This is a genomic window from Acidiferrobacter thiooxydans (assembly GCF_003333315.1).
In the GTDB taxonomy this organism is placed as follows: domain Bacteria; phylum Pseudomonadota; class Gammaproteobacteria; order Acidiferrobacterales; family Acidiferrobacteraceae; genus Acidiferrobacter; species Acidiferrobacter thiooxydans.
This window is the reverse complement of the sequence record NZ_PSYR01000002.1, coordinates 1585411-1610756: the sequence shown is the minus strand read 5'-3', so window position 1 is coordinate 1610756 and position 25346 is coordinate 1585411. Positions and strand designations below refer to the sequence as shown.

Below are 25346 nucleotides of genomic sequence, written 5' to 3'. Positions count from 1 at the left end.
CGGCGTCAGGATGCGAGGCCCTCGAAGGGGAGGAAGGGTACGTCGTCACCCTCGGCCACCGTGCGCCCCGCGGCGATGTCGACGAGCCCGTCGGCCCAGACCGTCGAGGATAGGACCCCCGAGCTCTGGTGCGGGTAGGCCTCGGCCCATAGGGTCCCGTCGGCGCGCGTCGTAAGGCGTGCGCGCACGAACTCGCGGCGATTATCCGGTTTGGCGCGCCCAAACGCGGCCCGTACCGGGAATGCGCGCAAGGGTGTCGGCGCCTCGCCCATGAGGGCCTTCAGGAACGGCCCCACGAATAGCAGAAAGGTCACGAAGGCCGATACCGGGTTCCCGGGCAGTCCGAGGAAATGGGCCTCGCCAATATGCCCGAAGGCAAGCGGCTTGCCCGGTTTGATCGCCACCCGCCAGAGCGCGAGCGTGCCCTCGGCCTCAAGGGCGCCCTTGACGTGATCCTCCTCGCCCACCGAAACGCCGCCGGTCGTGACGATGACATCGGCAGTCTCGGCCGCCGCACGCAGCGCCTGGCGGGTCGTGGTGAGATCGTCGCCGAGCGGTCCCGCGCTTCGTGTCTCGCACCCGAGGCGCGCCAGTAGGGCGCGGAGCATCGGCCGGTTGCTGTCATAGATCTGGCCGTGGTTGAGTGGGCCTGAGCCGGCCGTGCGCAGCTCGTCGCCCGTGGACAGCACCACCACCCGTAGCCGCCGGCGCACGACGACCTCGGCAAACCCGCAGGAGGCGGCCAGGCCCACCGCCTGAGGGGTAAGTCGTTGGCCTCCCCGCAGGATCATATCGCCCGCGCGGATATCCTCGCCGGCCCGACGAATATTGGCGTGCGCCGTCCACTGTTCCGGGAGCACCAGGATGTCGCCGCGACGCTCGCAACGTTCCTGGATGACGACCGTATCGGCCCCGACCGGCACAGGCGCCCCGGTAAATATCCGGCATGCCGTGCCGGCCGACAGCTGTCCCAGCGGATCACCGGCCGCGACCCGCAGGCTTATGGGGAGTTCGCGACGATCGCGCGCATCCTCGGCACGAAAGGCATAACCATCCATCGCGCTGTTATCGAAGCCCGGTACCGTGATCGGCGCGCGCAGATCCTCGGCGAGCACCCGCGAGAGGGCCTCGTCCAGGGCGATCCGCTCGCCCCCGGCAACGGCGACCGCGGCCGCGTGCATCCGCGCCCACACCTCCTCCGCCGTCAAAAGCGGTGCCGACTCACCCTTCACGATGCCGATTCCTGGAAGCGCGGCAGGAGCTCGACGAAGTTGCAGGGCCTGTGGCGCCGATCGAGCTGCGGTTCCAGGATCTTGGTCCAGGCCGTGCGGCAGGCGCCGGTGGAGCCTGGCAGGCAGAAGATCACGGTGCCATTGGCGAGACCGGCAAGCGCGCGCGATTGCAGGGTGGATGTACCGATCTCGTCGTAGGAGACCGCCCGGAACAGTTCCCCGAAACCTTCGATGTCCTTGTCAAAGAGCGGCTTTATGGCCTCCGGCGTGCTGTCACGGCCGGTCAACCCCGTGCCGCCCGTCGAAATGACGACTTGGATCTTCGGGTCGGCGATCCAGCGCGAGACCACCGCGCGCAGGACGTAGCGATCGTCGCGTACGAGCGCCCGCTCACCCAATAGGTGGCCGGCGCCTGTGAGGTGCTCTATCAGCGCCTGTCCGGAGGTGTCGGTCTCCAGGGTACGGCTATCGGAAACGGTGAGGACAGCGATCGTAAGCGGTACAAAGTCGGTCATGGGCAGGGACGTCCAAAAGACAGAGTTGAGGCGCACTCCCACTACGGTGGGCAGGTCCGCGCCTCGTCAAGTTACACGCGCCCAATGGGCGGCGCAAGCCGACGCCAAGCCGGGTACATGGCCCTTTAGGGACTGACGTCGAGCAGGGCGCGCAGCGTCGGTGTGGCCGGGGCGCGGGCCAGTTCCGACCAGTCTCCGCGCTGCACCACGCGCCCCTCCTCCAAGGCGATGACCCGCGGGCAGAGTCCTTCCAGGATCAGCGGGTCATGATCCACTGCCAGCAAGGTAAAGCGCAGCCGTTCCTGCCACTCCTTCAGGATCGCGGCGAGCTCGCGCACCAGAGGGCGATCGAGGCCTGCGAAGGGCTCGTCTAGCAGCACGAGGCGGGGGCGCCGACAGAGCGTGCGCGCGAGCGCCACCCGTCGTGCCTGCCCCCCGAGAGGTGATGGGGCCGCGCGTGCCATAACGGCGTGAGATTTAGCCGTTCGCGGATCTCGTCGATCCACGCCCGTTCATGGGCGCGCGCCGCGGCATCCAGGGAAAACTGCACATTTTCGGCGACCGACAGGTGCGGGAACAAGGCCTCGCGCTGGCTCAGATAGCCGACCGAGCGCAGGTGCAGCGCAAGCGGCGGCGAAAACCAGGTCTGCGCGTCACAGCGGATATGCCCGGCATCCGGTGTCTCCAGGCCGGCGAGACAGGAGAGGACCGTGCTCTTGCCGCTGCCCGAGGGCCCAAACAGCGCCAGCCGTTCGCTATCCGCGACGAATTCCACGATCACGTCATAGGCGCGTCGCGCCTTGTGAATGCGACACTCAAGCATGACCGCGGCTCCGCGCCAGGATGCGTAGCGCCCAGGGCAGGGGCAACGCCGATAGCAGGAATATGAGCAGCAAGGGCAGGACCGCGGGCAGCCCGCTGTCTTGGAGGTCCACCCACAGTTGCACCGGTATGCCGTGCGGGTAGTAGGCCGTCACCATGATCGCCCCGAACTCGCCGAGGGCACGCACCCAGGCGAGGCTCACGGCCGCCGCCAGGCCGAGACGGGCGAGCGGCAAGGTAACGCGCCACAGGACCTCGCGGGGCCTCAAGCCGAGCAGGGCCGCGCTCCGTTCGAGTTCGCGCGGCACGGCCTCGAAGGCGGCGGCGGCGCCGAGCAGATAGTAGCCGAGGCTGGCATAGATCTGCGTGACGACAAAGGCCGCCGGATCGTTGCTGGTCGGGATCCCAAGGCGCAGCAGCAGGCCGCCCAAGGCTGTGCCTGGGCCGAAGGCGAGTGCCAGCAAAAGCCCCAGGGCGAGCGGCGGCATCAGGACCGACAGGAGCACCACGGCCTCGAAGGCGATACGCACGCCGCGCGTCGCCCCGCGCAGCGAAAAGGCAAGCGGGGTGCCGATCGCGACGACGATGATGAGCGCCACCCCCGTCAGGGCGAAGGATGTGGTAAGCGCCGACGAGGCGTCGGCGGCCGCCCACTGCCAGCGGCCGACAGGCGACGCGAGGCCCCACAGCGGGTACAGCAGGAACAGCGCCGTGACGGCGAGCGCAAGCGTGCGCGGCAGATCCTTGGGCACGCGCGGTTTAGGTCTCGACGGCGAGCGTCGGCACGTACATGGATTGGATGCCCACGCGCCCGGGACCTGTGAAGCGATTCCAGAAGAAGGAGGCGGCGCTCCCGAAAAGCCCGGAGCTCAGGCTTTGGGTGACGGTCTTTATGGCGACCGTCGGGTCTTTGTAGAGCCAGCCTCCGGGCTCGAGGTCAATCGATTCCTCGGCCCCCAGGGTCACCTCGAAGACATTACCGAAACCGTGCAGCCAGACGATGCCGGGCGCGGCCTCGGCCCGGAACTGGTCTACGATCAGGGTATTGCCCCCGAACACCCAGTTCATGATGCCCTTGATGCGCGTCACGGAGTAGGACACCTGGTCGGTGGCCGCCAGATACTGGTGCTCGCGTACATCGATGGCCTGGCCCGGCGCCAGATGGATGGGCACGATCTGGCCCGCGCCGTCGCGACTGAAGGCGATGGTTCCGGGACCCGTTGCCGAGGCGAGCAGGATGGGCATGCCGCTGATGGCCCGGCGCAAGAGTCCCTTGACGGCCTTGACTCCGATGCGTGTCGACGGGCTCTTCCAGAGAAGGATGTGGTGCTCGAAAAAGACCGGAGTGGCCGCGAGGACTACCTCCAGCACCGGGACGATGTCGCCTTCGATATGGTAAGTAACACCCGCGAAACTCTCGTCGCGGACGAGCGTTTTCTTCAAGACCGGCCCGGCCATACCCCGTCCTCCCAAGGATTCCCGCTGATCATAGGCCCACGCGTCTTTTTGGGAAAGGGACCGGGCGCGGCGGGCCGCCCAGGGTCATGACCCTGGGCGGTAGGGGTTATTATTTCACGAGGCCTTCGCTCTTTAGGGTCTTTTGCACCGCCGCGCGTGCCGCGATGCGCGCGCGGTATTCACCGAGGCGCGGCCAGGGGCTCGTGTCGATCTTCAAGTAGTCGGTCCAGCCGAGCACCGTGAAGAGGTAGGCATCGGGTGCCGTGAACTCCGCGCCCGCGAGGTAGGGGCGCTGCCCAAGGGTCTCAGAGATATAATCAAACCGGCGGCCGAGCAGCTTTAACTGCTGCTGCTTTACGACCTCCGGCGTCTCCGGCCGGAAGAACGGCGAGAACTGCTTGTGTAGCTCGGTTGAAATGAAAGACAGCCATTCCATCTGCCGGTAGCGTTCGAGGCTGCCGGGCTCCGCCATCAGGCGCCGTTCCTTGCGCTGATCGCTCAGGTACTGCAGCACTACCCCCACCTCCGTGAGCAGTGTGCCATCGTCGAGCGCGAGCGCGGGGACATAGCCTTTCGGGTTGATCTTTGTGTAATCCTCGCCGTGCTCGGTCTTGTGGCTCGCCAAGTCGACGCGCTCGAGGGTATGCGGCACGCCCGCCTCTTCGATCACGATATGCGCCGCGAGAGAGCAGGCGCCCGGGGCAAAATAGAGTTTCATTGCGGATATCCTCCAGTCCATGGTGAGCCGCTATTGTCCCGGATGTCGACGCGTGATTGCCATACCAGAACCGGCTCCAAAGTATGGAAACAGGCCGGTAGTGTGTGGTTTTGTGAAAGAAGGTGAACGCGAGGTGCCCGCTGCGGGTATTTTGCGGTAGGGTACGCGCTGGGGCTTGCGTTTGTCCGAGACCCCCGGGTAAGCTATTTAGCTTGCTAATAATAAGCCCATTAGCTGTGGCCACTCCGGCCCTTGCCGGAACGGGATACCTTGGAACACGCGGCTCTCGAAGGACTGATGGTTCATTATGATATCTGATCGGCGGCGTTGCCAGGGGGTCCCGGCCGGACCCGTCGTTGTCGTCTTGCTTGCGGCCTTGAGCGGATGCGCCATCGGGCCGCGCTACAAGGCCCCGGGTGCACCTCCGGTCAGCCGCTACACGCATAGGCCGGGGCCCACCACACTTACCGGAACCCATGGCCCCGCCGGCGCATCGCAACACTTCCATTACGGTGTATCACCGCGCGTACGTTGGTGGCGGGCATTCCGCTCACGGCCGCTCGATACCCTCATAGCCGCGGCGCTAAAGAATAACCGTACGCTGGCCGCGGATCGCGCGCGGCTTATGGAGGCACGCGCGGTGGTGGCCGCGGACGCCGGCATCTTCTATCCGCAGATCAATGCCAATCTCGGCGCATTGCGCGAGAAGGCGCCGAGCAGCGGCTCAACCGGCGGCCACTTTCCCGGCGTCTATTCGCTTTATACCGGTGGATTGTCGGTGAGTTATTACCCGGATGTCTTCGGGGCCAACCGGCTCGTTTATAATTCAGCCCACGCGCAGGCGCTATTCGCGCGCGACCAGCTGCTCGCCGCCCAGCTTTCCTTGATCGGCAATGTCGCGACGACCGCCGTGCAGGCGGCGAGCTACCGCGCGCAGATCCGTGCCACGCGCCGGATCATCGCGCGCGAGACCGAGCTGTTGTCACTGACCCAGCTACAGTATCGCACCGGCGCTGTGTCCTATCTCTCGGTGGTCAATCAGGAAAGCCAGCTGGCAACCAACAAGGCCGCCTTGCCCGCACTCTTGCAAAAACTGGCCCTGGCGCGCTATGAGTTGGCGACCCTTATCGGTCGCTTCCCGGCGCAGTGGCGGCCCATCCATCTGCGGCTGTCGAGCCTCCACTTGCCGCGAAACCTGCCCGTAAGCCTGCCATCGGTGCTGGCGCGCGAGCGCCCCGACATACGCGCCGCAACCGAACAGATGCGTTACGCCAACGCCGAGGTCGGCATTGCCGACGCCCAGTTCTACCCCATCGTGCAGATCACCGGCAGCATCGGCCAGGAGAGTCTCACGGTTGGACACTTCTTCAACGCCGCGAGCACCGTCTGGGGCCTTGGCGCCAACCTCCTGGCCCCGCTCTTTCACGGTGGTACGTTGCGCGCCCAGCGGCGCGAGGCCCTGGAGCTCTATGCCGGCGCGCGTGCCACATATGAGCAAACGGTGCTCGGCGCCTTTCAGCAGGTGGCCGGCAGCCTGCGCGCCCTGGAGCATGATGCCGAGGCCCTGCGCGCCGAAGGCGATGCCTACGCCGCCTCGCGCGAGGCCCTGCGGCTCGCGAAGAACAGCTATCGGGCCGGCGCCATCGACTCGCTATCGTTGCTGACGACCGAGGCCCTATATAGCCAAGCGCGCATCGCCTATGTACGTGCCGAGGCCCAACGCTATCTCGACACCGTGGCTTTGTATACCGCGCTCGGCGGCAGCCCGTTGGCGCCGCGGCCGAACAAAGCCACGCCCGGGCACCCCGCTACATCTGTCACGACGGCTACACCCCAAAGGAATGCTCCATGAAAAAACGCGTGGTTCTGGTCGCCCTTATCCTCGCATTGGTATTTGCGGGAATCTTCGGCTGGAAGGCGTTCGTCAATTACAAGATCCATGAGTTTATGGCCGCGCGCGGTATGCCAGTGGTGACGGTATCGACGGCACGCGTGGTGCGCGCGGCGTGGCGCGATCATATCCGCAGCGTGGGTAGTCTCACCGCTATCGAGGGTGTGACCGTGACCGCCCAGCTGCCCGGGGTTGTGACCGCCATAGACTTCCATTCGGGGGCCCCGGTACGCGCCGGCGCACTGCTCGTGCAGGTCAACGATCAGCCACAACTGGCGCAACTCGCCTTTGATCGGGCGCAGGCGCGCCTAGCGGCCGCCAATCTGCGGCGCACGCGCACGCTTTATAAGGAGAAGGCGGCGAGCCGCGCGCAGCTCGATAGCGCGATCGCGAGTTTCCATGGCGCCACCGCCCATGTCGCGGGCGATCTGGCGGCGATCCACGAGCTCGCCCTGCGCGCACCCTTTAGCGGCGTCCTCGGGGTCCGTCAGGTGAATCTGGGCCAGTATCTCGCGCCGGGCGCGCCGATCGTTGACCTCCAGTCCTATCGCACGCTCTATGCCAACTTCACGCTCCCGCAGGTCGAGGTCCCGAGGGTGCATGTCGGGCAGACGATCCAGTTGCGCGTGGACGCGTTTCCGCATCGCCACTTCATCGGACACGTGCATGCTATTGATGCGACCGTGAACCCCGTCACGCGCAACATCCTCGTGCAGGCGACCGTGCCCAATCCGGCGGCGGTATTGCGTCCTGGCATGTTCGGGCGCGTGCGTCTCCTGGGTCGGCATGTCCGCAAGGTCATGGTTGTCCCGGCCGAGGCGCTCACCTACAACACTTACGGCGATACGGTCTATGTGGTGCGGCATGGGACCATCAAGGGCCACCCCCATCTCATCGCCCGCCAACAGGTCGTGGCGGTAGGCCGCGAACGTCATGGACTCGTGGCCATAAAGAGCGGGCTCAAGGTGGGGCAGGTCGTGGTTACGGCCGGTCAGGTCAAGCTTCGCAACGGCATGCCGATTGCGATCAACAACACGGTGCAGCCTTAAGGGCGGTGGTATGACCTTTACCGATTTCTTTATCCGGCGGCCGGTCCTGGCCACGGCCTTGAGCCTCGTCATCTTCCTGCTCGGCGTGCGTGCCTATGTGGGGATGACGGTCCGTGAGTATCCGAAGATGACCAACACTACCGTGGTCATCCGCACCGTCTACCCCGGCGCAAGCCCGCAGACCGTTCAGGGGTTCCTGACTACGCCTCTGGAGCGCGTGATCGCCACCGCCCCGGGCATCGATTACATGACCTCCGTCAGCGCCGAGGGGGCCTCGACCATCACCGCCTACATGAAGTTGAACTACAGCCCCAATGCGGCGGTTGCCAATATTCAGTCGAAGATCCAGCAGGTGGTGAACAAGCTGCCGACCGGCAGTCAGCTTCCGGTCATCAACGTGACTGTCGGCGATACCACAGACCTCATGTATATCGCCTTTTACAGCCCTCACATGACCCAGCAGCAGATCACCGATTATCTGCTGCGCGTGGTACAGCCGAGTCTGGTCTCGGTGCCCGGTGTCAGTGAGGCGCAGATCGTGCCGGCCGGGACCGGATCGGGGAATACCTTTGCCATGCGCGTGTGGCTAAACCCGGTGAAGATGGCGGCGCTCCACATTCAGCCCGCACAGGTGGCGGCGGCGCTCGCTGCCAACGACTACATATCGGCGGTCGGACGCACGCGCAGTGCCACGATAGGGGAGGTTATAACCGCCACCACGAATCTATCGACCGTTCGTGGCTTCAAGAATCTCATCGTGGCCCGCAATGGCCCCACCCTGGTGCGATTGAAGGATGTCGCGCGTGTCACGCTCGGGGCCGAGACCTACACCTCGCAGGCGTTCTTCAACGGCACGACGGCGGCCTATATCGGCATCCAGCCCACGCCGTCGGCGAACTCGTTGACCGTAGCCCACGGCGTGCGCCGCGAACTCGCGCACCTGAAGGCGCAGTTTCCGCCGACCCTGCGGGCCAATATCCCCTACGATGCGAGCACTTATATAACCGCGTCCCTGCATGAGATCCTCACCACGATCGGCATCACGCTGGTGGTGGTGATCTTCGTCATCCTCCTGTTCCTGGGTTCGCTGCGCGCGGCCTTGATTCCGGCGATCGCGATCCCCTTGTCCATCATAGGCGGCGGCCTCTTGATGTGGATGATGCATTTCACCATCAATCTGTTGACCTTGCTGGCCATCGTGCTGGCCATAGGTCTGGTCGTGGACGATGCCATCGTCGTGGTCGAGAATATCCACCGTCACATCGAGGAGGGCAAAAGCCCGATAGACGCCGCGTTGCTCTCGGGGCGCGAGCTGCTCGCACCGATCGTCGTCATGTCGACTACGCTCGTGGCGGTATTCGCCCCCATAGGCTTCATGGGCGGTCTCACTGGAAGCCTTTTCTCGGAATTTGCCTTTACGCTGGTGGCGGCGGTGCTGGTGTCCATGCTCGTGGCCCTGACGCTCTCGCCGATGTTGAGTGCGCGGGTCCTGAAACAGAACCCCTCGCATGGCTGGGCGCGCCTGGTGGATGAGCGTTTCGAGGCCCTGCGAGCACGCTATATTCGCCTCTTGCACGCAAGCCTCGATTACCTGCCGGCCATTTACCTTTTTGCGGCGGTCATGCTGGCAAGCGTCTATTTCCTGTTCACATCGACCAAACAGGAACTCGCCCCCCAAGAGGATCAGGGCGTCATCTTCGTCGCCGGTATCGCGCCACCGACCGCCACGACTCGCTATCTGCGTACCTACGGGCTGCAGATCATCCATGACTTCGAGCAGTTCAAGGTCTACGACAAGAGTTTCATGATCACCGGTTTCTCCCCCACCGGGGCCGGGAGCAACCAGATGATGGCCGGTATGCATCTCGTGCCCTGGAGCAAGCGCTCCATCACTACGATGCAGCTCCAGCCCATCATCCAGAAGAAGGTCTCGCACATAGCGGGCCTGCAGCTTGCGGTGTTCCAGAGGCCGCCACTTCCCGGATCGGCGGGCGGCCCGCCCGTGCAGTTTGTTATCCAGGGGAATGCGGGTTATCGGAAGATCGACACGGTCGCCGACCGCCTGGTCGGCATTGCCCAGCGCAGCGGGCTATTTGCCTATGTTGCCAAGGATCTGCGCTATGATGACCCGCAGATCGTCATACATATCCGGCGCAGCATGGCGGCGGCCCTGGGCCTCAACATGCAGACCATCGCCGCCAACCTGCAGCCGCTCTTGAGCGGCAACTACATCAACCGCTTCGACTTGAAGGGCCGCAGTTACGAGGTGATTCCACAGGTCTCCGACCGCTTCCGCGCTAATGCCGGGCTTTTGAAGAGCTTCTATCTTCAGGCGGGCGGCCACATGATCCCGTTGTCGACTGTGGTATCGCTTACGACCAAGGTCGAGCCCCAGTATCTCCCGCAATTCGACCAGCTGAATTCCGCAACGATTCAGGCGGTGCCGATGCCCGGCGTGACCATGGGGCAGGCCTTGTCCTATCTGCGCGTCCAGGCGCACAGGATCTTCCCGCAGGGATTCACCATCAATTACGCGAGTGAGTCGCGGCAGTTCATGCACACGCGCAATGGTCTGCTGCTCACCTTTTTCCTGGCGATCCTGCTCATCTACCTGTTGCTCGCGGCCCAGTTCGAGAGCTTCCGCGATCCACTCATCGTCATGGTCACAGTCCCCATGTCGATCAGCGGCGCACTGATCTTTTTGAGCCTCGGACTCGGCACGATCAATATCTATACCGAGGTGGGTCTCATCACCCTGATCGGCTTGATCACAAAGCAAGGTATCCTGATCGTGCAGTTCGCCAATGAGGCGCAACGTCACGAGGGCCTCAGCAAGCGCGAGGCCGTGGAGAAGGCCTCGTCCATCCGTCTCCGGCCGATCCTCATGACCACCGCGGCCATGGTCGTGGGCGTGATCCCCTTGCTGCTCGCAACCGGTCCGGGCGCAGCTGCGCGCTTTGCCCTCGGTCTCGTGATCTTTACGGGACTTAGCCTTGGTTCATTGTTCTCGCTGTTCGTGGTCCCGGCGATGTACATGCTGCTCGGCAAGGACCATCGTCGCGACGATACGGACCATGGTGCTACGGGTGGGGGCGGGCAAGGCGCGCTGCCGCGCCCCGAGTAGCGAGCGGGGCGCGCACCCCGCGCCAGGGTCGGCGGAAGGCTTACGCCCGCCTGGGGCCGGGTTGATGAAAAACCGCGAAGGCCGCGCGTAAGCCGGCCGGTCTTTCCAGCAGGCCTACAGACCCAGCGCGCGCCACGTGGCCTTGTTGACGCGGCCGGTCATCTGTAGGCCCTGTGTCTTCTGGAACCTCTTCAGGGCGGCGTGGGTCGCCGTATCTATCTTGCCGTCGACTGCGGGTGGGCGTGCTCCGCGCGATTTAAAGACGCCTGGGTTGCTTTGACCCAAGGACTCCCGCCGGGCGCGGCGGCGCCGGTCATGGGCCCTTTCCCGGCAATGGGATGTTCGTGCATGGGGCCGTTCATGGCCCCCGTCGGGGGCGCCGCATGCGCGCCGTCGTGGGCAAAGGCAACGGTCGGCAGGGCCCCGGCAATGGCGATACCGAGCCGCGCGCGTGTCGCGAATGATGCGATGAAGTGGGGAGGCATGGACGGTTCTCTTTGAGGCCGCATGCTCTGAGAAACGCGGGACGCACCAAGGCCCCCGAGCGCATCTATCCGCGCATCGGGTAGCCGCTGTACCCCTGGGGGCGATTTAGAGTCCCAGGTCCTTCTCGGTCACCTTGTTGGGGCGGCCGGTCGGCTTGATGCCATGGGCCTTCTGGAATTTCTCCAGAGCGGTTCGTGTCTCTGGGCCCATCTTGCCGTCGACTGCGAGATGGGCGTGTTCCTTGCGATTAAGCGCCGCTTGTATGGACTTTACCCATGGGCTCCCGCCTGGTTTACCGGTGCTGCCGGTCATGGGGTTTGCGCCGGTGGTCTTGGGCGCGCCCATCCCCGCGTGTCCCATCATGGGATGACCGCTTGCCGCCCCCGCCTGTGACGACGACTGTGCCCCTCCAGCCTGTGCGAAGGCGACGGCTGGCAAGGCGCTGGCGAGCACGACGCCAAGGAGCGCGCGCTTGGTGAGTAATCGGATACGCAATCGAGACATGGTCCTTCTCCTGAGTTGAGTCCCCACGGAACACCGTTGACCAACGCGACCCGTGTGATGCGCAACGGGCGACGTCGCTGGCGGCTTGGGGGCCACGGGCTCCAAGGCTACGGGAACGGCGGCCCCCTGGTATCCCCCATAGGTCCTCCATGCCCCTTATCGCGCGTCGCCTGACGCGATCGCCCTTTCATGCGATAATTCGTGACTAGACTGTCGTCACAAAAACTATCGGGGGTGGACCATGCCAAAAAGGGATTCGCAGGAGGCGCCTGCATCGGCATCGTTCGTGGGCATGACCGAGCTTGCGGCGCGCGAACCTTTTCTCGGCGTGCTGCGTGAGCTCGCGGAGGCCTACCATGCCTTTTCCAATTACTCGGCGGCCCACGTCCGCGAATTGGGCCTCACCCCGGCGCAGTTCGATGTCATCGCCACGCTCGGTCGCACCGAAGGTCTTCCGTTGAGCGATGTGGCCCGCAAGACCTTGATCACCAAGGGAACCTTAACCGGGATCATCGATCGTCTCGAGGCCAAAGGACTGGTGTTTCGGAAGGTCCCGAGCGGGGATCGCCGCAGCTTTCATGCGGTCTTGACGAGCGCGGGCGAGGCCCTGTTTGCGCGTGTCTTCCCGATGCACATACAGCACCTAAAGCGTGTCTTTCTCGATATGAGCCCCGACGATCTCGACCGGACGCGCCGGGAATTACGCCGCCTGCGAGAGCGATTTCGCGAACCTTGAGCGGCGATAGTTTGGACATTGACAATACGTCTCCGTAGTAGTAGTTTGGATACAGACTATCTGTATAAGAATAGATAGGGCTTGTAGCGAGACCCGCCGGACGGTCGGCAAGGGCCGTAATCCGGGCCCGGTGGATTCACATCTCAACTTAAAGGAGAACAGTCATGCCCTCATCCCGAATATCCGCCCTGTGCCGCGCGGCCCTCGTCTCGGGTCTCGTCTCCGCTGGGCTCGTGCCGCTCGCGCATGCGGCGCGCTACCATCGTCTGACGGACAGCCCCAACGGGACCTACCGGGTCGACCCGAACCATTCCCTGGCGTGGTTTACCATAGGCCACGCCGGTGTTGCGGTGGTCGTGGGACGCTTCGACAAGATGTCCGGCACCTACACCTTCGATAGTGCCGCGCCATCGCGCGATACGGTGGCGATTCGCATCGCGGCGTCCAGCATCGATACCGATTTCCCGATGCGCGATCATGATCTGCGCGGCCCGGATTTCTTCAATGTCCGGGAGTTCCCGACCATCACCTTTGACAGTACGCGTTTCATGCCGCAGGGGGCGAGGGCGGGCCTTCTCTACGGGCGGCTCACCCTGCACGGCGTAACTCGTGCGGTGGTATTTCATGTCCGCGAGATCGGTGCCGGAGAGGTCGCGGCCCTACCCAAGCCTTGGGGTGGTTACCTCTCCGGTTACGAGGCCACGACCACCATTCGCCGTAGCGCGTTTGGCATGGCGGCTTACGCCGGCATGATCGCCAACCGCGTGCATCTGCACGTGAATATCGAGGGCGTGCGCACGGCGCGTTAAGGGGCGTAGGGCGGCCGGCCTGCCCGGCGCATTGGGGGACATTATATGTGGGCACTGATCCATTCATCGTTCGTGAAATCCCAGCTGCTGCGCGTCATTCTCGTGCCAGGGGTGGTGGCGGGGCTCACCGTCATGTCCTCCCGGTTTTTGGCCGCGGGCGCTCCTTGGCTTTGGCGCGGTCTCGCCGGGCTCTCGGTCCCGGCGGCCTTCCTCGCCAGCTATTTCGCGGTCTACCGCGACCTCACGTTTCCGCCCGCGACGGTATTGTCCTGGGTGCCGTGGTTTGTGGTGGCGCTGGCGGTTGCCACACCCCTGGCACGCCGGATCGGCGCCGCGTTCATGGTGATTGCCCTGCCGATCCTGGTGGCCGCCATCGCCACGGCGGTCCTGCTCTGGCCTATTCTCGGGCGCGACCCTCCCTTCGTGGCCGTGCCGCTTTGGGCGGCCGCAGCCGCGGTGTGGTCCACGCTCTGGGTCATCTCGGGCGTGCGCGATGTCGGTCGCTGGCCATTCGCCGCCGTGTCTCTCATCGCATCGGCCGGTCTTGCGGTGGTGGCGCCGCTCTCCGGGAGTATTCTGCTGGGCGAGCTCGCGGCTGCGCTGGCTGTGGCCCTTGTGGCCACCGTGATCCTGGCCGGCTTCAGCGGAACCCCGGGCCTATCCGACGCGGGGCGTGCCACCACCGCCTTCGTGCTGGGCGCCCTGGCACTGGATCTGCGTTTTTATGCGGGGGCAGGGGCCGGGATCATCGTGGCGTTCGTGGCGTCTCTCATCGTCGGGTTCGCCACGAGCGTCGCTATCCGCCGCTACCCATTCAAACAGCCTTGGCCGGTGCTTGCACCGGCCATTGCCGCGTCGATTCCCGTGGTGGTCGCGGTCGGTATCGCCTTCAGGGCCTCGCACATGGGGGGCGGCGGGTACTGAGTGGGGCGACGCGCGGTGCGGGCTTGGGCCTCACCGCGCGCATCGTGCCATGGCGCATCACGCCGGCTACCAGTGTCAGTCCCAGGCCAGTCCCCCGCCGGTTCGGTATTCCGTCACGCGCGTCTCGAAGAAGTTCTTCTCCTTCTTCAGGTCCAGCATCTCGCTCATCCACGGAAAGGGGTTGGGGGTCCCGGGATGGATCTCCGCCAGGTCCAGCTGGGCGCAGCGGCGATTGGCGATATAGATGACGTATTGATGCATCTGGTTGGCATTGAGCCCCAGTACCCCGCGCGGCATGGTATCGGTGGCATAGGCGCACTCGAGATCCACCGCGGTACGCATCAGGTCCCGGATTTCGGCCTGAAAGTCGCGACTCCATAGTTCGGGATTCTCGATCTTGATCTGGTTGGCGAGATCGATGCCGAAGTTGCAGTGCATGGATTCGTCGCGCAGGATGTACTGGTATTGCTCGGCGGCACCGACCATCTTGTTCTGGCGTCCGAGCGCCAGGATCTGCGCGAATCCGACATAAAAGAACAACCCCTCCATCATGGCCGCGAAGACGATGAGCGAGCGCAAAAGCGCCGCGTCGGTCTCGCGCGTCCCAGTCTGGAAGCCGGGTGCCGCCAGGACCTCAATGTGGGGGAGCAGGAAGGCGTCCTTGTCGCGGATCGACGGGATCTCACGATAGGCGTTGAAGACCTCACCCTCGTCAAGGCCCAGGGACTCGACGATATATTGATAGGAATGCGTGTGGATCGCCTCCTCGAAGGCCTGTCGAATCAGGTATTGGCGGCATTCCGGGGCACGGATCTGACGATAGGTTCCGAGAACGATATTGTTGGCCGCGAGCGAGTCCGCGGTTGTGAAGAACCCGAGGTTGCGCTTGACGATGCGCCGCTCGTCCTCGGACAGGCCATGGGGTCTCTTCCAGAGCGCGATGTCGCGCTCCATGCTGATCTCCTGCGGCATCCAATGATTGGCGCAGGCGTCGAGATACTTCTGCCAGGCCCAGGGGTAGCGATGGGGGCTCCCCGGTTCGGGCCGGGCCGGTGCGGTGAGGATGGTGTAGGGTGGCGCGCCTTGCGGGCCCAGAAGCGTGGTAACGGAAGGCATGCTCATCGCGTTCTTCGACTCCCGGTTCGTTATCTGACAGGAAGGCGCCCGCTTTCGGGGGGTGCGTCTGTGGTCCGCACACAAGGCACGAACCGACTCGGCGCGGCCTTCGACTAGAAAGTAAAACCGCTCGCGCGGCGTTGCGTGTTGCGATAGATCAAGAGGCCCTTGGGCCCCGCCGCTTGCCCGCCGTGTGAGCGCGTACCCCCCGCTCCCCCGTCTCTGGGAGGGTATCGCCGGCCGGTGCAATGCGCGCCCTTCCTTTCGCCTCGAGCCCTTGCCGGCGAGCATCCGCTAAACCCCGCTCGAGGACAAGTTTTTCGGTGTGCGAGCGGTCCATTAGGGGCTGGGCGCAGCCCCAAGCCGCTTTTATGGCGCCAAGGCCTGGGCTCACATAAAATTATACGCACTACTTCAGGGCGCGGACGGACGCGGCCCGTTGTGCGTCTCGTTGCATGGCCGGTATCGACAGGGGGATACGCTCGTGGGGCAGGATGTGCCGGATAAGGCCTTTCTCCGCATGGGCACGGCAGTCGACGGGGATAATCCGCGGATCCGTTGGGTCGCGGAGCAGATTACCCGGGAGGATCCCGTTGCCACCGCCGAGCGCGGCTTTACCTTCGTGCGTGACGAGATTCTGCACAGCGTCGATTTCTAGCGGGAGGAGATGCCCGTTTCGGCCTCCGCGGTCCTCGATGCCGGCAGCGGTCTCTGTCTGGCGAAGAGTCACCTTCTCGTCGCCTTGTGGCGGGCCTGCGGTCTTCCTGCCGGCTTTTGTTACCAGCGCCTTTTGTTCGACACAGACGGTGGCCTCTATGTGACGCATGGGCTGGCCGCAGTGTGGTTACCCGCGTTCGGCTGGTATCGCTGCGATGCCCGCGGCAACACTAAGGAAGGTATCGACTGTGCCTTTACGCCCGGCACGGAGAGCCTTGCCTATACCCCGACCCATGACGGCGAATATGACCCCCTTATATTTGGACATTTGGTCCAAGCCTTGGCCGGAGGTTGTGGCGGGTCTCAGCGGTCTTGCGAGCCTGTCCGACTATCTCGCTCAGCCGATCGACGCCGGCCCGCCCGAGGCTCCGGGCACGCGCGCGTCGGTAAGCGCGTCGCATGGCGCCGCGGTCCTCTCCAGGTCCTCTTCTGCCGGAGAGGGCGCCCCCGGCAAGGCGCGTCCTCAAGGGCCCGCCACGTCTTCCAAGACAGAACGATAGACCGGATGGCTTATGGCCCATTTAGGGCGGGGAGCAGTCACGAAGTATCCGTGACAGGGCGTTGAGTCGGGTATGATACGTCGTGCCTTACACCAAACCGGAAAAAAATCCCATAATCACGTAGCAAAACAGGAAATACGTCCCATAATAAGGCCGCGGACCCGGGAAAAAGTCCCAAACGGGGGGGTATTGTCATGTTGGTATTCCGGGATGAAACCAACCGCAAGATGCTCGAGAATCACGAAAAAGCGGGACGGCTGCGGCGACTCTCGAGCGGCATTTACTCGTCGGACCTGGAGACGGATCCGGCGGTCCAGATCCGTCAGAATGTGGTCCGGGTGTTAGCCTATCTGCGTCCTGGTGCTGTGATTTCCCATCGCAGCGCGATCCTCCCTGATTTTGGGGCCTCCGAGGGCCTAGTCGTCGTCACGGACCCCGCCCTTTCCGAGAATTACATCCATAACCTGCCCGGCTTGGTGGTCGTTGCGACGCCCGGACCCGCTCCTTTGGCCAGCGATGTGCATCTGGGTGGCGTTTATGCTTCGTCCCCGTGACAGGCCGTTCTGAAAAACCTGGAACCGCGTCGAGTCATCCGGGCCATTGGCCGGTCAAAGCCGGCGGATCCCGCTGCCATCGCGGATTTTCTGGCGCGCAATTCCGCCACCCAAGCTATGGCAGACGGTTTTCTGCAAGGTGTGGCGCTTGTCGTTGCCGCCGCCGGGAAATGGACGCATGAACAGCGGTCTGTTAAACGTCTCATGCAAAAAAGCGTGCCGAGGCAGCGCGTCAGCCGCTCTTCCTGTCGCCTTTGATCGATCACCAACGGGTGGTGCTGTTCGAGGGTTTGGCACAGCAATTGCGCCGCGGCATTCATGGCAACGAAACCCTCTGGGGAGACGGATTGCCCAACTTTCCGGCGCGCCCTGTGATAGGGGACAATCGTTTTCTCAACCTTGCTTTCTATGAGTCGTATTTCAGCAATTATATCGAGGGAACCGAATTCACTCCCGAAGATGCCCACGATATCGCCTTGGATGAAAGGGTGGTGGCCGGGCAACCAAGGAGGGGCACGACATTCGGGCGCTCTATACGCTCTATGCCACGCCCGAGGTGTTTTTGCGAGAGGACCGCTCCCCTGATGAGTTTCTGGAGAACCTGAAATACTGGCATGCGCGGTTTGGTGAACATAAAGATAAGGGGTCTATTCGGCCTGGGCAGTTCAAAGACAAGGCAAATCGTGCGGGCTCTACTTGGTTCGCCGATCCTGTTCATGTTGAAGGGACGCTGCACGCGGCGTGGGAGATCGGGGACGCTCTGGAGGAGCCTTTTGACCGCGCCGTGTTTCGTGCGGTATCAACGGTCAGCATCCGTCCTTTTCTGGATGGCAATGGCCGGATCACGAGGCTTGCCGCCAGCAATATGCTCGGCCGATCGGGCAAAATCCGTCTGATGATCCCCACGGTTTTTCGTGAAGACTATATCCTGGCCCTGCGCGCGTTCTCGAACGGCGATCCCATACCGGTCATCCGGATGTTCAGGTAGGCCGCGGATATCACGTCGAGTATTCCATTCGCGCAAGCCTTCGTAAGCCTCACGGCCTGGTTGAAGGCGCGCAACGCCTTTGCATCGCCGAATCAGGCAAAATGGGAGCCTGAGAATCAAAGCGCCCCATTGTCGGCTCGGCCATCGCCAGATTAAACGAGCGGGGTGCCGACGGTCGTGATCGTCCGCTATTTACAGCAGTTTACGGACATAAGCCCTTACTCCCGCGCTCTTCGATATCAACCTTCAAATCCGTGCCCGCGCCATGGATGATTTCCTTCCGGAATTTAGGCCGCGAATGAAATGGCTCCATGGGGGCGCGAGTTAACATGCCGTGCGCGCGATGGCGTACCGGCGACGCCGATCGCCCGGCCCGAAGGAATATTGCTATAATGGCCGACATCATTGGCGAACTCGAGGCGCAAGGGCGCTGTTTGTTCGTAAACCCGTTACCGGCGATAGGATACACCATGGACACTCATGAGCCGCATAACGCCTTTCTGCGAATGGATGCCGTGGTCGATGGGGATAACCCGCGGGTCCGCTGGGTCGCCGAGCAACTCACCCGCGATGATCCCGTGGCGACCGCCGAGCGCTGCTTTACCTTCGTGCGCGACGAGATTCAGCATAGCGTGGATTTCGCGCGCGAGGGGATACCGATCTCGGCCTCTGCGGTTCTCGATACCGGCAGCGCCCTGTGTTTTGGGAAAAGCCATCTGTTGGTCGCGCTGTGGCGGGCTTGCGGTCTTCCCTCGGGCTTTTGCTACCAGCGCCTGCGGTTGGATGGCGCCGACTTCGATCGTCACGCAACGCACGGCTTGGCCGCAGTCTGGCTTCCCCGATTCGGCTGGTACCGTTGTGACGCCCGCGGCAATACCAAACCCGGCGTCGAATGCCTCTTCACGCCGGGCACGGAAAGCCTCGCCTTCACGCCGGTCCATGAGGGTGAGCGGGATTATCCGGATGTGTGGGCGCAACCCTGGCCGCAGGTGCTGGGTGATCTCTTGGGCCTGACTAAACTGTCGCAGTATCTCGCGCGGCCCATCGATGCCGCCCCACCCACAGCCGATCACCTGCGGGAGCGGACACGCGCGGCGTGATGCCTCAGGGTCTGAACGCCGGCCATCCACTGCCGTCGGGCCATGCCGCCTCCGCAATGCCGCCTCGACCCGCCGCGCCCGAGTCGGCGTATGCCGTGAAACGCGCGAGGCAAAACCCAAGGGAGTGGTGAGCGTACGCTTCGCACCTGTAGCGGCCTTTTGCCTGATATACGGACACCCCCTGCATGGCAAGATCGTCTCCGACTTTGGAATCCGGATTGGGCGGCTCCAATACATCCGGCTCCTGAATTGATAGCAGAAATGAGCCGAGTCCTTGGCGGTTGGAGGCCGGCGCCTGTGTCGAGACCCTGCGGCGCGGCGATGGTCGGCACGGATCAGGGGGCGCCATCTGCCCGCAAGTCTTCACAAGCCTCCTGAAAGGCCACACGATCACCGCATAATCCCTTTGAGGTCTATCCTATATGGGTTATGCCGCCACAAATGGCCAACAAGCCCATCGCGGCTTGCCATACACCCGGTCGCTGTGGGCCGCAGCTACTGCCTAAGGAGCACCCCATGATCTTTGAACCAATCCTTGCGCTGGTCTTTCTCGTTGCCATCCTGGTCTTTTGGTCTCTTAACATCATCTATGAATATCAGCGCGTCGTCGTTTTTACACTCGGGCACTTCTCGCAGATCAAGGGCCCGGGCCTTGTTATCGTCTTACCGCTCATCCAGCGTAAAGTGCGCGTCGACCTCCGCACTCAAGTGCACGATGTACCAGTCCAAGAGGCCATTTCCCGAGACAACGTCTCCATCAAGGTTGATGCGGTCCTGTACTTTCGTGTCGTTGACGCTGCTAAGGCGTTCATTAACGTCCAAGATTACTTCTCGGCCACCAGCAAGCTTGCGCAAACCACTCTCCGTTCTGTCATCGGTAAACACGAACTCGATCAAATGCTCGCCGAACGCAACAAGCTTAATGCCGATATCCAAGCAATACTCGAAACCCAGGTCGCCTCCTGGGGCATAGAGGTCATAAACGTGGAGGTACGCGATATCCTATTGACCGACAATATGATCAGGGCCATCGCCAAACAGGCCGAGGCCGAACGCGACCGTCGCGCCAAGGTTATCCATGCTGACGCCGAGTTCCAGGCAGCGCAGACCCTCACAAACGCCGCCAACATCCTGGCCTCTGCCGCAGGCGGCATGCAGCTTCGCTATCTACAAACCCTGAGCGAAATTGCCCGGGAAAACAATTCCACCGTCATATTTCCCATGCCCATCGACCTTGTCAAACCATTCCTGGAGATCATAGAGCACGCCGCCTCGACACCGGATAGCCGCCATGCCGCGGTCATAACTCCTCCCCCCGCTACCGCGTAGGCCCTGGCAGGGAAAGATCGGAAGGCATGGTCCCGCGCTCTTTTGATATCTCAGGGATTTCAGTCCCCATCCGGGGGTCATTTGCCGTTCTATTACATTTCGGCCGACCTCTCCTGAGACTTTGTCGAAAACCGCCTGGCACACAACACCAAGTTTAAAATGCGTACGCCGGCGAACTTTTATCGTATTCTGCTGACAGACTACTGCGTAGCGGGAGCATTCACGTGTCCCTGGCGATACGAGCGGATGTTGTGCCTAGTGGTTTCAGGTTGGGCGCACGCTGTCTCCACTGACACCAGACCCACCTACGGGAGCGCTACGGTTACGCCCAATATGCCTTTCCATCGAAGTAGCCAATTAAGGAGTACAGATCATGCATGAAGGCGCTGAGCACCATAAAAATGCCGCGAAACACCATACCGAGGCCGCAAAGCATCACACGGAAGCGGCCAAGCATCATGACGCCGGGCAGCACGAGAAGGCGGCTCACCATGCGCATCTGGCGTACGCGCACAGCGTTCACGCCGCCCATTATCGTGAGGAAGCGGCAAAACATTACGCTGCGCATAACAAATAAGCGAGCTGCGTGAGGTGTACTACCTCGTCTGCCCGTAATTGTTGACAACCATGGAAATCCGCGGCTTTCTGGCACAAAGACGCGGATTATGGGTTGGCGTACGGCATGGCGACGCCGGGCGAAGACTTGACACAAACGCTCGGCCAGATTTTGCATGGCATAGGCATCGTTGTTGCCGATGGCAGGCCGCCGATAGTAGTCCCGTGTGACATGCTTCAGGAGCGGGGCGAAGGTCCGGAGCCGTGGGACGTGATGGTCTCTGCGTGCAGGCGCAAGGTGTGAGGGAAGGGCTTCACATGTGTATGCCACGAGAGGATCGGCGCCCCTCGGCCTCATCGCAGCGGCTTACCGCGTCAAGGAGCGGATTGGCGTGGCCATCGTCTTAAGAGAGGTCATACGTATGCTTGGTTACACGAACAATTCGGCGTGGGTGCCGGTGCGCACAAACACAATCAAGCCATGCTTTCCGCCGTCATCGCACTTGTAGGCCAGTAAAAAATCACCACCGATATGGCATTCTCTATGTCCCTCCCAGTCACCACACAACGGGTGATCGAGCCACTCGGGACCAAGTGGGCCATCGTTGGCAATCAGCAGCAACATCGCTTCCTTGAGCCGGTTCATGTCGTACCGGCCCGACCGAGACAATCGCTCCCAATCCTTCAGGAAAGATTTTGTATAGTCCGCCGCACGTGGCAGCGGGGCGCGCTTACTGGCCGCTGTTTTTTTCAAGGTCATTAAAAAGCTCGGAAGCCGCGCCAAAGCGAGCGCGGCGCGTGCGCGCAATCTCGTCGGCCTCGTCCATCGCGGCACGGGTTTCTGCGTTCGGCACCTTAAGCGCGAATGGCATTTGCTTGTCGGCGACTACGCGCATCAAAAACACGCGCACGGCGTCAGAAACGGACAGACCCATCGCCGCCAATGTCTCCGTGGCCTGTGCTTTGATTTTCTCATCCACGCGGACATGGACCATTGCGGTAGTAGCCATACCAGCCCCCTTTCACGTTCGAGATACATTGTATCGCACATGGACACCACGCGCAATGGGGGAGGAGCCTCTTCTTATGCTCCCTACGTTTAAAGAATAGCGCGGGAATCCCCATCCCCTTTAGGGGATGGGGGTGAGAGCGCCTATTGGCCCTGGCACCCCTGTATGTATCGGCGGATCACCGCGGCGGACACGCTCCCAGCAGTACCTACGTCATAGGCTTGTGTCCATAGCGGCTCTTTTCCCCATTGTCGCTTGAGTTTGGGAAAGCGTGCTCGCAGATGGCGAGAAGTATATCCCTTGAGTAAACCGACAATAACGGCCGGAGACCATCGGGGCGGCGCGGAAACGAGGCAATGCCCATGGTCAACGTCCGTTTGAAGTGGTCCCCCGTTGACGGACCTCTAATGGATGGATTAAACCAACCACTTGGAGGTCACTATGGAACGTCAGGTTCGTGCTCAATATACCGCCGATTACAAGGCGCAGGCAGTGTCATTGGCAGAGAGCCTCGGAGCGGCAAAGGCTGCCCGCAAGCTCGGTATTTCGGTCAAGACGCTGGCTAATTGGATCCGCATTTCGCGTGATGGAGCAGGGTTCGCCAAGGACGGGAAGCGCCGTCCTGTGAGCGATGTGGAAGCTGAGAATGCACGGCTTCGAGCCGAGAATGCTCAGCTGCGCATGGAGCGCGATTTCATAAAAAAAGCCGCAGCGTACTTTGCGAAGGAGTCCAAGTGAAGTACGCCTATATCGCCTCGCAGCGGACTCACTACCCGATCGGGTTCATGTGCCGGGTACTTGAGGTATCGACGTCGGGATTCTTCGCCTGGCAGGCCCGAGAACGTGCGCCACAGAGCGACGCGGACGCTCCGTTGCGTGCAGCGATCATACAGGTCCACGAGGAAAGCCGGCGCCGCTATGGTCGCCGGCGCCTCACGCATGCCCTGCGCGCACAGGGCATGCGCATCAACCCCAAACGTGTGCATCGAGTGATGCGCGAGGAAGGCTTGCGAGGCGTGCGTAAAGGGCGCTTTGTGCCGCGCACGACCGACAGTGCCCATCAGCGCGCCATCGCCCCGAACGTCCTACAGAGGCGATTTAGCGTCGACACAGCCGTGCCGGCCTGGACAAGCGACATCACGTACGTTGCCACTCGTGAGGGCTGGCTGTACCTGGCGGTGATTATCGCCTTACAGACACGCCAGGTGCTCGGCTACAGCCTCTCGGATCGCATGCCCGATGAGCTGGTGCTCAATGCGCTGCGCAATGCCTGCCATCTCCAGACACCGCCATCCGGTACGGTGTTTCATTCCGACCGCGGCAGCCAGTACGCCAGCGATGATTTCCGCAACGCTCTCGGCGCACTTGGCATGGTGGCCAGCATGAGTCGCAAGGGAAATTGCTGGGACAATGCGGTCTCGGAGAGCTTCTTCGCAACACTGAAGACCGAAGAAGCGACCGAGCCGTATGCGACAAAACAGGACGCCCACAGAGCGATCGCGCAATACATCCACGGATTCTACAATCCTGTCCGCCTGCACTCATCACTCGGATACTTGTCGCCCAACGAGTATGCGCGCAGAATGCAACACCCAGATCAAGACCCGTCTATGAGGTCCGCTGCGTAGGGACCACTTCAGTTTCCAGAGCGAGTAAAGTAAAGCCATGTTGGGTGCAGCATTCCTCGATGAGCTTCTTGCAGGCTGCTTCCACTTCGCCTGTGGGAATCTTGCGCCGATCCTTCGGTATCCCTACGAAATTATAGGCGATTTGGTGGGGTGTCCACCGGGGTTTACCGGTTTGTAGAGCGCCATTTAGGCCGCTAGCTAGACTACCCCCCCATGGACCGTGTTCGTATAGTCTCACTCAAGGGCCTTCGCAAGCGGCCATCCGCCACGATACGCGAAGGCCAACGGGAGGCCGCGCGGGTGTGGATGGTATGTCGTGATATCCATCGGGAGGCCCGCCAACAACACGGCCCATGGCCGAATCGCGACGTCCCGCAAAAAGCGACCAAAGGCCGGTTTGCTCTGCACTCCCAGTCCGTGCAAATGGGTACGCACGCCTTTCTGGCGAACGGGGATACGGCCCAGAAGCTCCGAAACCAGGGGCGGACGGAGATCCGCTATCCTTACAAGGACAAGCACCTCTATCCGTTGATGTGGTCAGCCCAGGCCATGCACCGGGAAGAGAGACGCATGGTGTTGTCCATGGGGCGGGGACGTCCCTCCCTGATTGTGCCGAAACCGGCATGGCTTACCGAAAAACGGGCCTGCACAATCGTCTGGAACGGGGTGCACCAGGAATTGCATATCTGCATCGCTCACGATACCAAAGAAAGGCCATTGCTGGAGTCTACCTACAAGCACGCCACCGTGGATCTCGGTCAGATCCATCAGGCCGCCGTGGTGACCAATACCGGCGAGGCCCTGGCCGTCTCCGGACGCGGGATCCGCTCCCTGAAGCGCCTGCACAGCAAGCAGCTCGGTGCAATCCAGAAGAAGCGCTCCCGCTGCCAAAAGGGCTCCCGGCGCTGGCGCAAGCTCGGGCGGACCCGGGCAAAGCGCACCTTGCGATGTAAGCGCCAGGTGCGCGACCTACGCCACAAGGGCACCCGCCAGGTGGGGGATTTCTGCAAGGAGCGCGGCATCGAGGCCCTTTTTTGTCGGCAACCCGGACGGCGTGCGCCGCCACCGCTGCGGCCGTCCCCACAACCAGCGCCTGAGCCAGCGGGAGTACGGCCAAGGACATCGATGACCTGCAACAGAAGTCCGAACAAGACCGTATCATGCCTTGTGGGTCGCATGGCCCATGCGTCACCGGGGATGAGTGTGGTACATCCCGCCGGCATAGCCACCCGCAGGGCTAGGGTCCTGCATGCGGCCACCGTCACAAGCCCAAAGGGCGAAACTCGCGGTGCCAGGCCTGTGGCCTTGAAGGCCACCGGGATGTCGTCGGCGCGGTGAATAGGCACCCGCGGGCGTTTGGTCAAGTGGTGCCGTTTCCGAAGCGCATCACGTATCACCGTCCAGGACCTTTGCGGTCTTGGCGGTGTAGTCGCCTGGACATAGGCCTTCCGCAGGTCAATGGCGGACGCTGTCTGGCTGAATCGCGGAATCCAGCGCCGCAGGATGTTTGTGCGGGCTCCCTGGAGCATGCCCATGAACCGTGTCAGTCGGCAAGAAGCTTACCGGCGTTAGCGGGGTGAG

At 62.6% G+C, this 25346-nt stretch carries 29 protein-coding genes and 3 pseudogenes; 16 read left to right on the top strand and 16 right to left on the bottom strand.

Features of this window, described 5'->3' with window-relative positions:
- Nucleotides 1–5: 5 nt before the first annotated feature.
- The 7 genes and pseudogenes from C4900_RS14840 to gstA all read right to left on the bottom strand — a co-directional run bounded on the left by C4900_RS14840 (nucleotide 6) and on the right by gstA (nucleotide 4745).
- Nucleotides 6–1232: a molybdopterin molybdotransferase MoeA gene (locus C4900_RS14840; RefSeq protein ID WP_170132563.1), complete on the bottom strand. Its 1227-nt coding sequence runs from the start codon at nucleotides 1230–1232 to the stop codon at nucleotides 6–8.
- The gene (gene moaB / locus C4900_RS14835) at nucleotides 1229–1747 is read right to left on the bottom strand and encodes a molybdenum cofactor biosynthesis protein B (RefSeq protein ID WP_065971390.1); all 519 of its coding nucleotides are present in this window, start codon (nucleotides 1745–1747) and stop codon (nucleotides 1229–1231) included. The genes C4900_RS14840 and moaB overlap by 4 nt, the downstream gene beginning before the upstream one ends.
- 125 nt (nucleotides 1748–1872) lie before the next feature.
- Entirely contained in the window at nucleotides 1873–2127 is a 255-nt protein-coding gene (locus tag C4900_RS14830; RefSeq protein ID WP_147267202.1) for an ATP-binding cassette domain-containing protein, read from the bottom strand.
- 36 nt (nucleotides 2128–2163) lie between these two features.
- Nucleotides 2164–2570 (bottom strand): annotated as a pseudogene (locus C4900_RS14825) (ATP-binding cassette domain-containing protein); the annotation flags it as partial.
- A complete protein-coding gene (locus C4900_RS14820) occupies nucleotides 2563–3321 on the bottom strand; it encodes an ABC transporter permease subunit (protein WP_065971392.1) in 759 nt (252 codons plus the stop codon). The gene C4900_RS14820 and the pseudogene C4900_RS14825, both read right to left, overlap by 8 nt.
- Before the next feature lie 7 nt (nucleotides 3322–3328).
- Nucleotides 3329–4027, bottom strand: coding sequence for an AIM24 family protein (locus C4900_RS14815; protein WP_065971393.1), 699 nt, complete (start codon nucleotides 4025–4027; stop codon nucleotides 3329–3331).
- A gap of 109 nt (nucleotides 4028–4136) precedes the next feature.
- Nucleotides 4137–4745 (bottom strand): glutathione transferase GstA, encoded by a 609-nt coding sequence (gene gstA / locus C4900_RS14810; protein ID WP_065971394.1) that lies wholly within the window; start codon nucleotides 4743–4745, stop codon nucleotides 4137–4139.
- A 307-nt stretch (nucleotides 4746–5052) separates the two neighbouring features.
- Here gstA and C4900_RS14805 point away from each other — a divergent pair, with 307 nt between their 5' ends.
- Genes C4900_RS14805 through C4900_RS14795 form a run of 3 tightly spaced genes read left to right on the top strand, consistent with a single transcriptional unit; the run spans nucleotide 5053 to nucleotide 10809 of the window.
- Nucleotides 5053–6597 (top strand): efflux transporter outer membrane subunit, encoded by a 1545-nt coding sequence (locus C4900_RS14805; protein ID WP_065971395.1) that lies wholly within the window; start codon nucleotides 5053–5055, stop codon nucleotides 6595–6597.
- Complete coding sequence (locus C4900_RS14800) at nucleotides 6594–7685, top strand: efflux RND transporter periplasmic adaptor subunit (protein ID WP_065971396.1); 1092 nt, start codon at nucleotides 6594–6596, stop codon at nucleotides 7683–7685. Before C4900_RS14805 ends, C4900_RS14800 begins: the two co-directional genes overlap by 4 nt.
- Before the next feature lie 10 nt (nucleotides 7686–7695).
- The gene (locus C4900_RS14795) at nucleotides 7696–10809 is read left to right on the top strand and encodes an efflux RND transporter permease subunit (protein WP_065971397.1); all 3114 of its coding nucleotides are present in this window, start codon (nucleotides 7696–7698) and stop codon (nucleotides 10807–10809) included.
- A 114-nt stretch (nucleotides 10810–10923) separates the two neighbouring features.
- Here C4900_RS14795 and C4900_RS17460 read toward each other — a convergent pair whose 3' ends face one another.
- The 3 genes from C4900_RS17460 to C4900_RS14785 form a co-directional block, all read right to left on the bottom strand.
- A complete protein-coding gene (locus C4900_RS17460; RefSeq protein ID WP_170132562.1) occupies nucleotides 10924–11094 on the bottom strand; it encodes a peptidoglycan-binding domain-containing protein in 171 nt (56 codons plus the stop codon).
- The gene (locus C4900_RS16120) at nucleotides 11025–11294 is read right to left on the bottom strand and encodes a hypothetical protein (protein WP_170132458.1); all 270 of its coding nucleotides are present in this window, start codon (nucleotides 11292–11294) and stop codon (nucleotides 11025–11027) included. Before C4900_RS16120 ends, C4900_RS17460 begins: the two co-directional genes overlap by 70 nt.
- Nucleotides 11295–11400: 106 nt before the next feature.
- The gene (locus C4900_RS14785; protein ID WP_083996044.1) at nucleotides 11401–11799 is read right to left on the bottom strand and encodes a peptidoglycan-binding domain-containing protein; all 399 of its coding nucleotides are present in this window, start codon (nucleotides 11797–11799) and stop codon (nucleotides 11401–11403) included.
- Between the two features lie 241 nt (nucleotides 11800–12040).
- On the opposite strand from C4900_RS14785, the gene C4900_RS14780 reads away from it, so the two are divergent.
- From C4900_RS14780 to C4900_RS14770, 3 genes are all read left to right on the top strand, one after another.
- Nucleotides 12041–12535, top strand: coding sequence for a MarR family winged helix-turn-helix transcriptional regulator (locus tag C4900_RS14780; protein ID WP_114283361.1), 495 nt, complete (start codon nucleotides 12041–12043; stop codon nucleotides 12533–12535).
- A gap of 164 nt (nucleotides 12536–12699) precedes the next feature.
- On the top strand, nucleotides 12700–13344 hold the full coding sequence (locus C4900_RS14775) for a YceI family protein (RefSeq protein WP_065971400.1): 645 nt from the start codon (nucleotides 12700–12702) through the stop codon (nucleotides 13342–13344).
- Nucleotides 13345–13389: 45 nt separating this feature from the next.
- Nucleotides 13390–14268: a hypothetical protein gene (locus tag C4900_RS14770; protein ID WP_114283359.1), complete on the top strand. Its 879-nt coding sequence runs from the start codon at nucleotides 13390–13392 to the stop codon at nucleotides 14266–14268.
- A 75-nt stretch (nucleotides 14269–14343) separates the two neighbouring features.
- Here C4900_RS14770 and C4900_RS14765 read toward each other — a convergent pair whose 3' ends face one another.
- Nucleotides 14344–15390, bottom strand: a complete 1047-nt coding sequence (locus tag C4900_RS14765) for a ribonucleotide-diphosphate reductase subunit beta (RefSeq protein WP_083996046.1) — start codon at nucleotides 15388–15390, stop codon at nucleotides 14344–14346.
- Nucleotides 15391–15868: 478 nt separating this feature from the next.
- Between C4900_RS14765 and C4900_RS16115 the strand changes: the two genes are divergently transcribed.
- From C4900_RS16115 to C4900_RS14740, 6 genes are all read left to right on the top strand, one after another.
- Nucleotides 15869–16042: a hypothetical protein gene (locus tag C4900_RS16115; protein WP_170132561.1), complete on the top strand. Its 174-nt coding sequence runs from the start codon at nucleotides 15869–15871 to the stop codon at nucleotides 16040–16042.
- A 9-nt stretch (nucleotides 16043–16051) separates the two neighbouring features.
- Nucleotides 16052–16666 carry a transglutaminase-like domain-containing protein gene (locus C4900_RS17455; RefSeq protein ID WP_114283357.1) on the top strand — a complete coding sequence of 205 codons (615 nt, stop codon included), beginning with the start codon at nucleotides 16052–16054 and terminating at the stop codon, nucleotides 16664–16666.
- Nucleotides 16667–16795: 129 nt separating this feature from the next.
- Nucleotides 16796–17155 (top strand): hypothetical protein, encoded by a 360-nt coding sequence (locus C4900_RS14755; protein WP_065971402.1) that lies wholly within the window; start codon nucleotides 16796–16798, stop codon nucleotides 17153–17155.
- Between the two features lie 562 nt (nucleotides 17156–17717).
- Entirely contained in the window at nucleotides 17718–18143 is a 426-nt protein-coding gene (locus C4900_RS14750) for a Fic family protein (protein ID WP_170132560.1), read from the top strand.
- A 470-nt stretch (nucleotides 18144–18613) separates the two neighbouring features.
- Nucleotides 18614–19243 carry a transglutaminase-like domain-containing protein gene (locus C4900_RS14745; protein ID WP_065971412.1) on the top strand — a complete coding sequence of 210 codons (630 nt, stop codon included), beginning with the start codon at nucleotides 18614–18616 and terminating at the stop codon, nucleotides 19241–19243.
- A gap of 516 nt (nucleotides 19244–19759) precedes the next feature.
- Nucleotides 19760–20572 carry a slipin family protein gene (locus tag C4900_RS14740; protein ID WP_065971413.1) on the top strand — a complete coding sequence of 271 codons (813 nt, stop codon included), beginning with the start codon at nucleotides 19760–19762 and terminating at the stop codon, nucleotides 20570–20572.
- 322 nt (nucleotides 20573–20894) lie between these two features.
- On the opposite strand, the gene C4900_RS16110 is transcribed toward C4900_RS14740, so the two are convergent.
- The 4 genes and pseudogenes from C4900_RS16110 to tnpA form a co-directional block, all read right to left on the bottom strand.
- Nucleotides 20895–21305 carry a hypothetical protein gene (locus tag C4900_RS16110; RefSeq protein WP_170132559.1) on the bottom strand — a complete coding sequence of 137 codons (411 nt, stop codon included), beginning with the start codon at nucleotides 21303–21305 and terminating at the stop codon, nucleotides 20895–20897.
- 252 nt (nucleotides 21306–21557) lie between these two features.
- Nucleotides 21558–21887, bottom strand: coding sequence for a type II toxin-antitoxin system YafQ family toxin (locus tag C4900_RS14730; protein WP_114283352.1), 330 nt, complete (start codon nucleotides 21885–21887; stop codon nucleotides 21558–21560).
- Nucleotides 21859–22137, bottom strand: a complete 279-nt coding sequence (locus C4900_RS14725; protein WP_170132558.1) for a type II toxin-antitoxin system RelB/DinJ family antitoxin — start codon at nucleotides 22135–22137, stop codon at nucleotides 21859–21861. The genes C4900_RS14730 and C4900_RS14725 overlap by 29 nt, the downstream gene beginning before the upstream one ends.
- Before the next feature lie 143 nt (nucleotides 22138–22280).
- A pseudogene (gene tnpA, locus C4900_RS17450) lies at nucleotides 22281–22508 on the bottom strand (IS200/IS605 family transposase); the annotation flags it as partial.
- A 70-nt stretch (nucleotides 22509–22578) separates the two neighbouring features.
- Between tnpA and C4900_RS14715 the strand changes: the two are divergent.
- Both C4900_RS14715 and C4900_RS14710 read left to right on the top strand, forming a co-directional pair.
- Nucleotides 22579–22875, top strand: a complete 297-nt coding sequence (locus tag C4900_RS14715) for a transposase (RefSeq protein ID WP_114282232.1) — start codon at nucleotides 22579–22581, stop codon at nucleotides 22873–22875.
- Nucleotides 22872–23765 (top strand): IS3 family transposase, encoded by an 894-nt coding sequence (locus C4900_RS14710; RefSeq protein ID WP_114282231.1) that lies wholly within the window; start codon nucleotides 22872–22874, stop codon nucleotides 23763–23765. The genes C4900_RS14715 and C4900_RS14710 overlap by 4 nt, the downstream gene beginning before the upstream one ends.
- On the opposite strand, the gene C4900_RS17445 is transcribed toward C4900_RS14710, so the two are convergent.
- Entirely contained in the window at nucleotides 23746–24003 is a 258-nt protein-coding gene (locus C4900_RS17445; RefSeq protein WP_114283566.1) for a transposase, read from the bottom strand. The two genes, C4900_RS14710 and C4900_RS17445, sit on opposite strands and share 20 nt — an antisense overlap.
- Between C4900_RS17445 and C4900_RS14700 the strand changes: the two genes are divergently transcribed.
- Together C4900_RS14700 and C4900_RS17440 are read left to right on the top strand one after the other, a co-directional pair.
- Complete coding sequence (locus tag C4900_RS14700; RefSeq protein WP_114283348.1) at nucleotides 23979–25103, top strand: transposase; 1125 nt, start codon at nucleotides 23979–23981, stop codon at nucleotides 25101–25103. The two genes, C4900_RS17445 and C4900_RS14700, sit on opposite strands and share 25 nt — an antisense overlap.
- A pseudogene (locus C4900_RS17440) lies at nucleotides 25049–25345 on the top strand (hypothetical protein); the annotation flags it as partial. The gene C4900_RS14700 and the pseudogene C4900_RS17440, both read left to right, overlap by 55 nt.
- Nucleotide 25346: the final 1 nt, after the last annotated feature.

Bases quoted from the DNA above. Each gene is read 5' to 3' on its own strand.
- C4900_RS14725 (WP_170132558.1), bottom strand. From the start codon at position 22,137: ATGGCTACTACCGCAATGGTCCATGTCCGCGTGGATGAGAAAATCAAA.
- C4900_RS14715 (WP_114282232.1), top strand. From the start codon at position 22,579: ATGGAACGTCAGGTTCGTGCTCAATATACCGCCGATTACAAGGCGCAG.
- C4900_RS17455 (WP_114283357.1), top strand. From the start codon at position 16,052: ATGCCCGTTTCGGCCTCCGCGGTCCTCGATGCCGGCAGCGGTCTCTGT.
- C4900_RS14800 (WP_065971396.1), top strand. From the start codon at position 6,594: ATGAAAAAACGCGTGGTTCTGGTCGCCCTTATCCTCGCATTGGTATTT.
- C4900_RS14785 (WP_083996044.1), bottom strand. From the start codon at position 11,799: ATGTCTCGATTGCGTATCCGATTACTCACCAAGCGCGCGCTCCTTGGC.
- C4900_RS14700 (WP_114283348.1), top strand. From the start codon at position 23,979: ATGGACCGTGTTCGTATAGTCTCACTCAAGGGCCTTCGCAAGCGGCCA.
- C4900_RS14815 (WP_065971393.1), bottom strand. From the start codon at position 4,027: ATGGCCGGGCCGGTCTTGAAGAAAACGCTCGTCCGCGACGAGAGTTTC.
- C4900_RS14795 (WP_065971397.1), top strand. From the start codon at position 7,696: ATGACCTTTACCGATTTCTTTATCCGGCGGCCGGTCCTGGCCACGGCC.
- C4900_RS14765 (WP_083996046.1), bottom strand. From the start codon at position 15,390: ATGAGCATGCCTTCCGTTACCACGCTTCTGGGCCCGCAAGGCGCGCCA.
- C4900_RS14770 (WP_114283359.1), top strand. From the start codon at position 13,390: ATGTGGGCACTGATCCATTCATCGTTCGTGAAATCCCAGCTGCTGCGC.
- C4900_RS16110 (WP_170132559.1), bottom strand. From the start codon at position 21,305: ATGCAAAATCTGGCCGAGCGTTTGTGTCAAGTCTTCGCCCGGCGTCGC.
- C4900_RS14755 (WP_065971402.1), top strand. From the start codon at position 16,796: ATGTTGGTATTCCGGGATGAAACCAACCGCAAGATGCTCGAGAATCAC.
- C4900_RS14740 (WP_065971413.1), top strand. From the start codon at position 19,760: ATGATCTTTGAACCAATCCTTGCGCTGGTCTTTCTCGTTGCCATCCTG.
- gstA (WP_065971394.1), bottom strand. From the start codon at position 4,745: ATGAAACTCTATTTTGCCCCGGGCGCCTGCTCTCTCGCGGCGCATATC.
- C4900_RS14730 (WP_114283352.1), bottom strand. From the start codon at position 21,887: ATGACCTTGAAAAAAACAGCGGCCAGTAAGCGCGCCCCGCTGCCACGT.
- C4900_RS14780 (WP_114283361.1), top strand. From the start codon at position 12,041: ATGCCAAAAAGGGATTCGCAGGAGGCGCCTGCATCGGCATCGTTCGTG.
- C4900_RS16120 (WP_170132458.1), bottom strand. From the start codon at position 11,294: ATGCCTCCCCACTTCATCGCATCATTCGCGACACGCGCGCGGCTCGGT.
- moaB (WP_065971390.1), bottom strand. From the start codon at position 1,747: ATGACCGACTTTGTACCGCTTACGATCGCTGTCCTCACCGTTTCCGAT.
- C4900_RS14745 (WP_065971412.1), top strand. From the start codon at position 18,614: ATGGACACTCATGAGCCGCATAACGCCTTTCTGCGAATGGATGCCGTG.
- C4900_RS14775 (WP_065971400.1), top strand. From the start codon at position 12,700: ATGCCCTCATCCCGAATATCCGCCCTGTGCCGCGCGGCCCTCGTCTCG.
- C4900_RS14805 (WP_065971395.1), top strand. From the start codon at position 5,053: ATGATATCTGATCGGCGGCGTTGCCAGGGGGTCCCGGCCGGACCCGTC.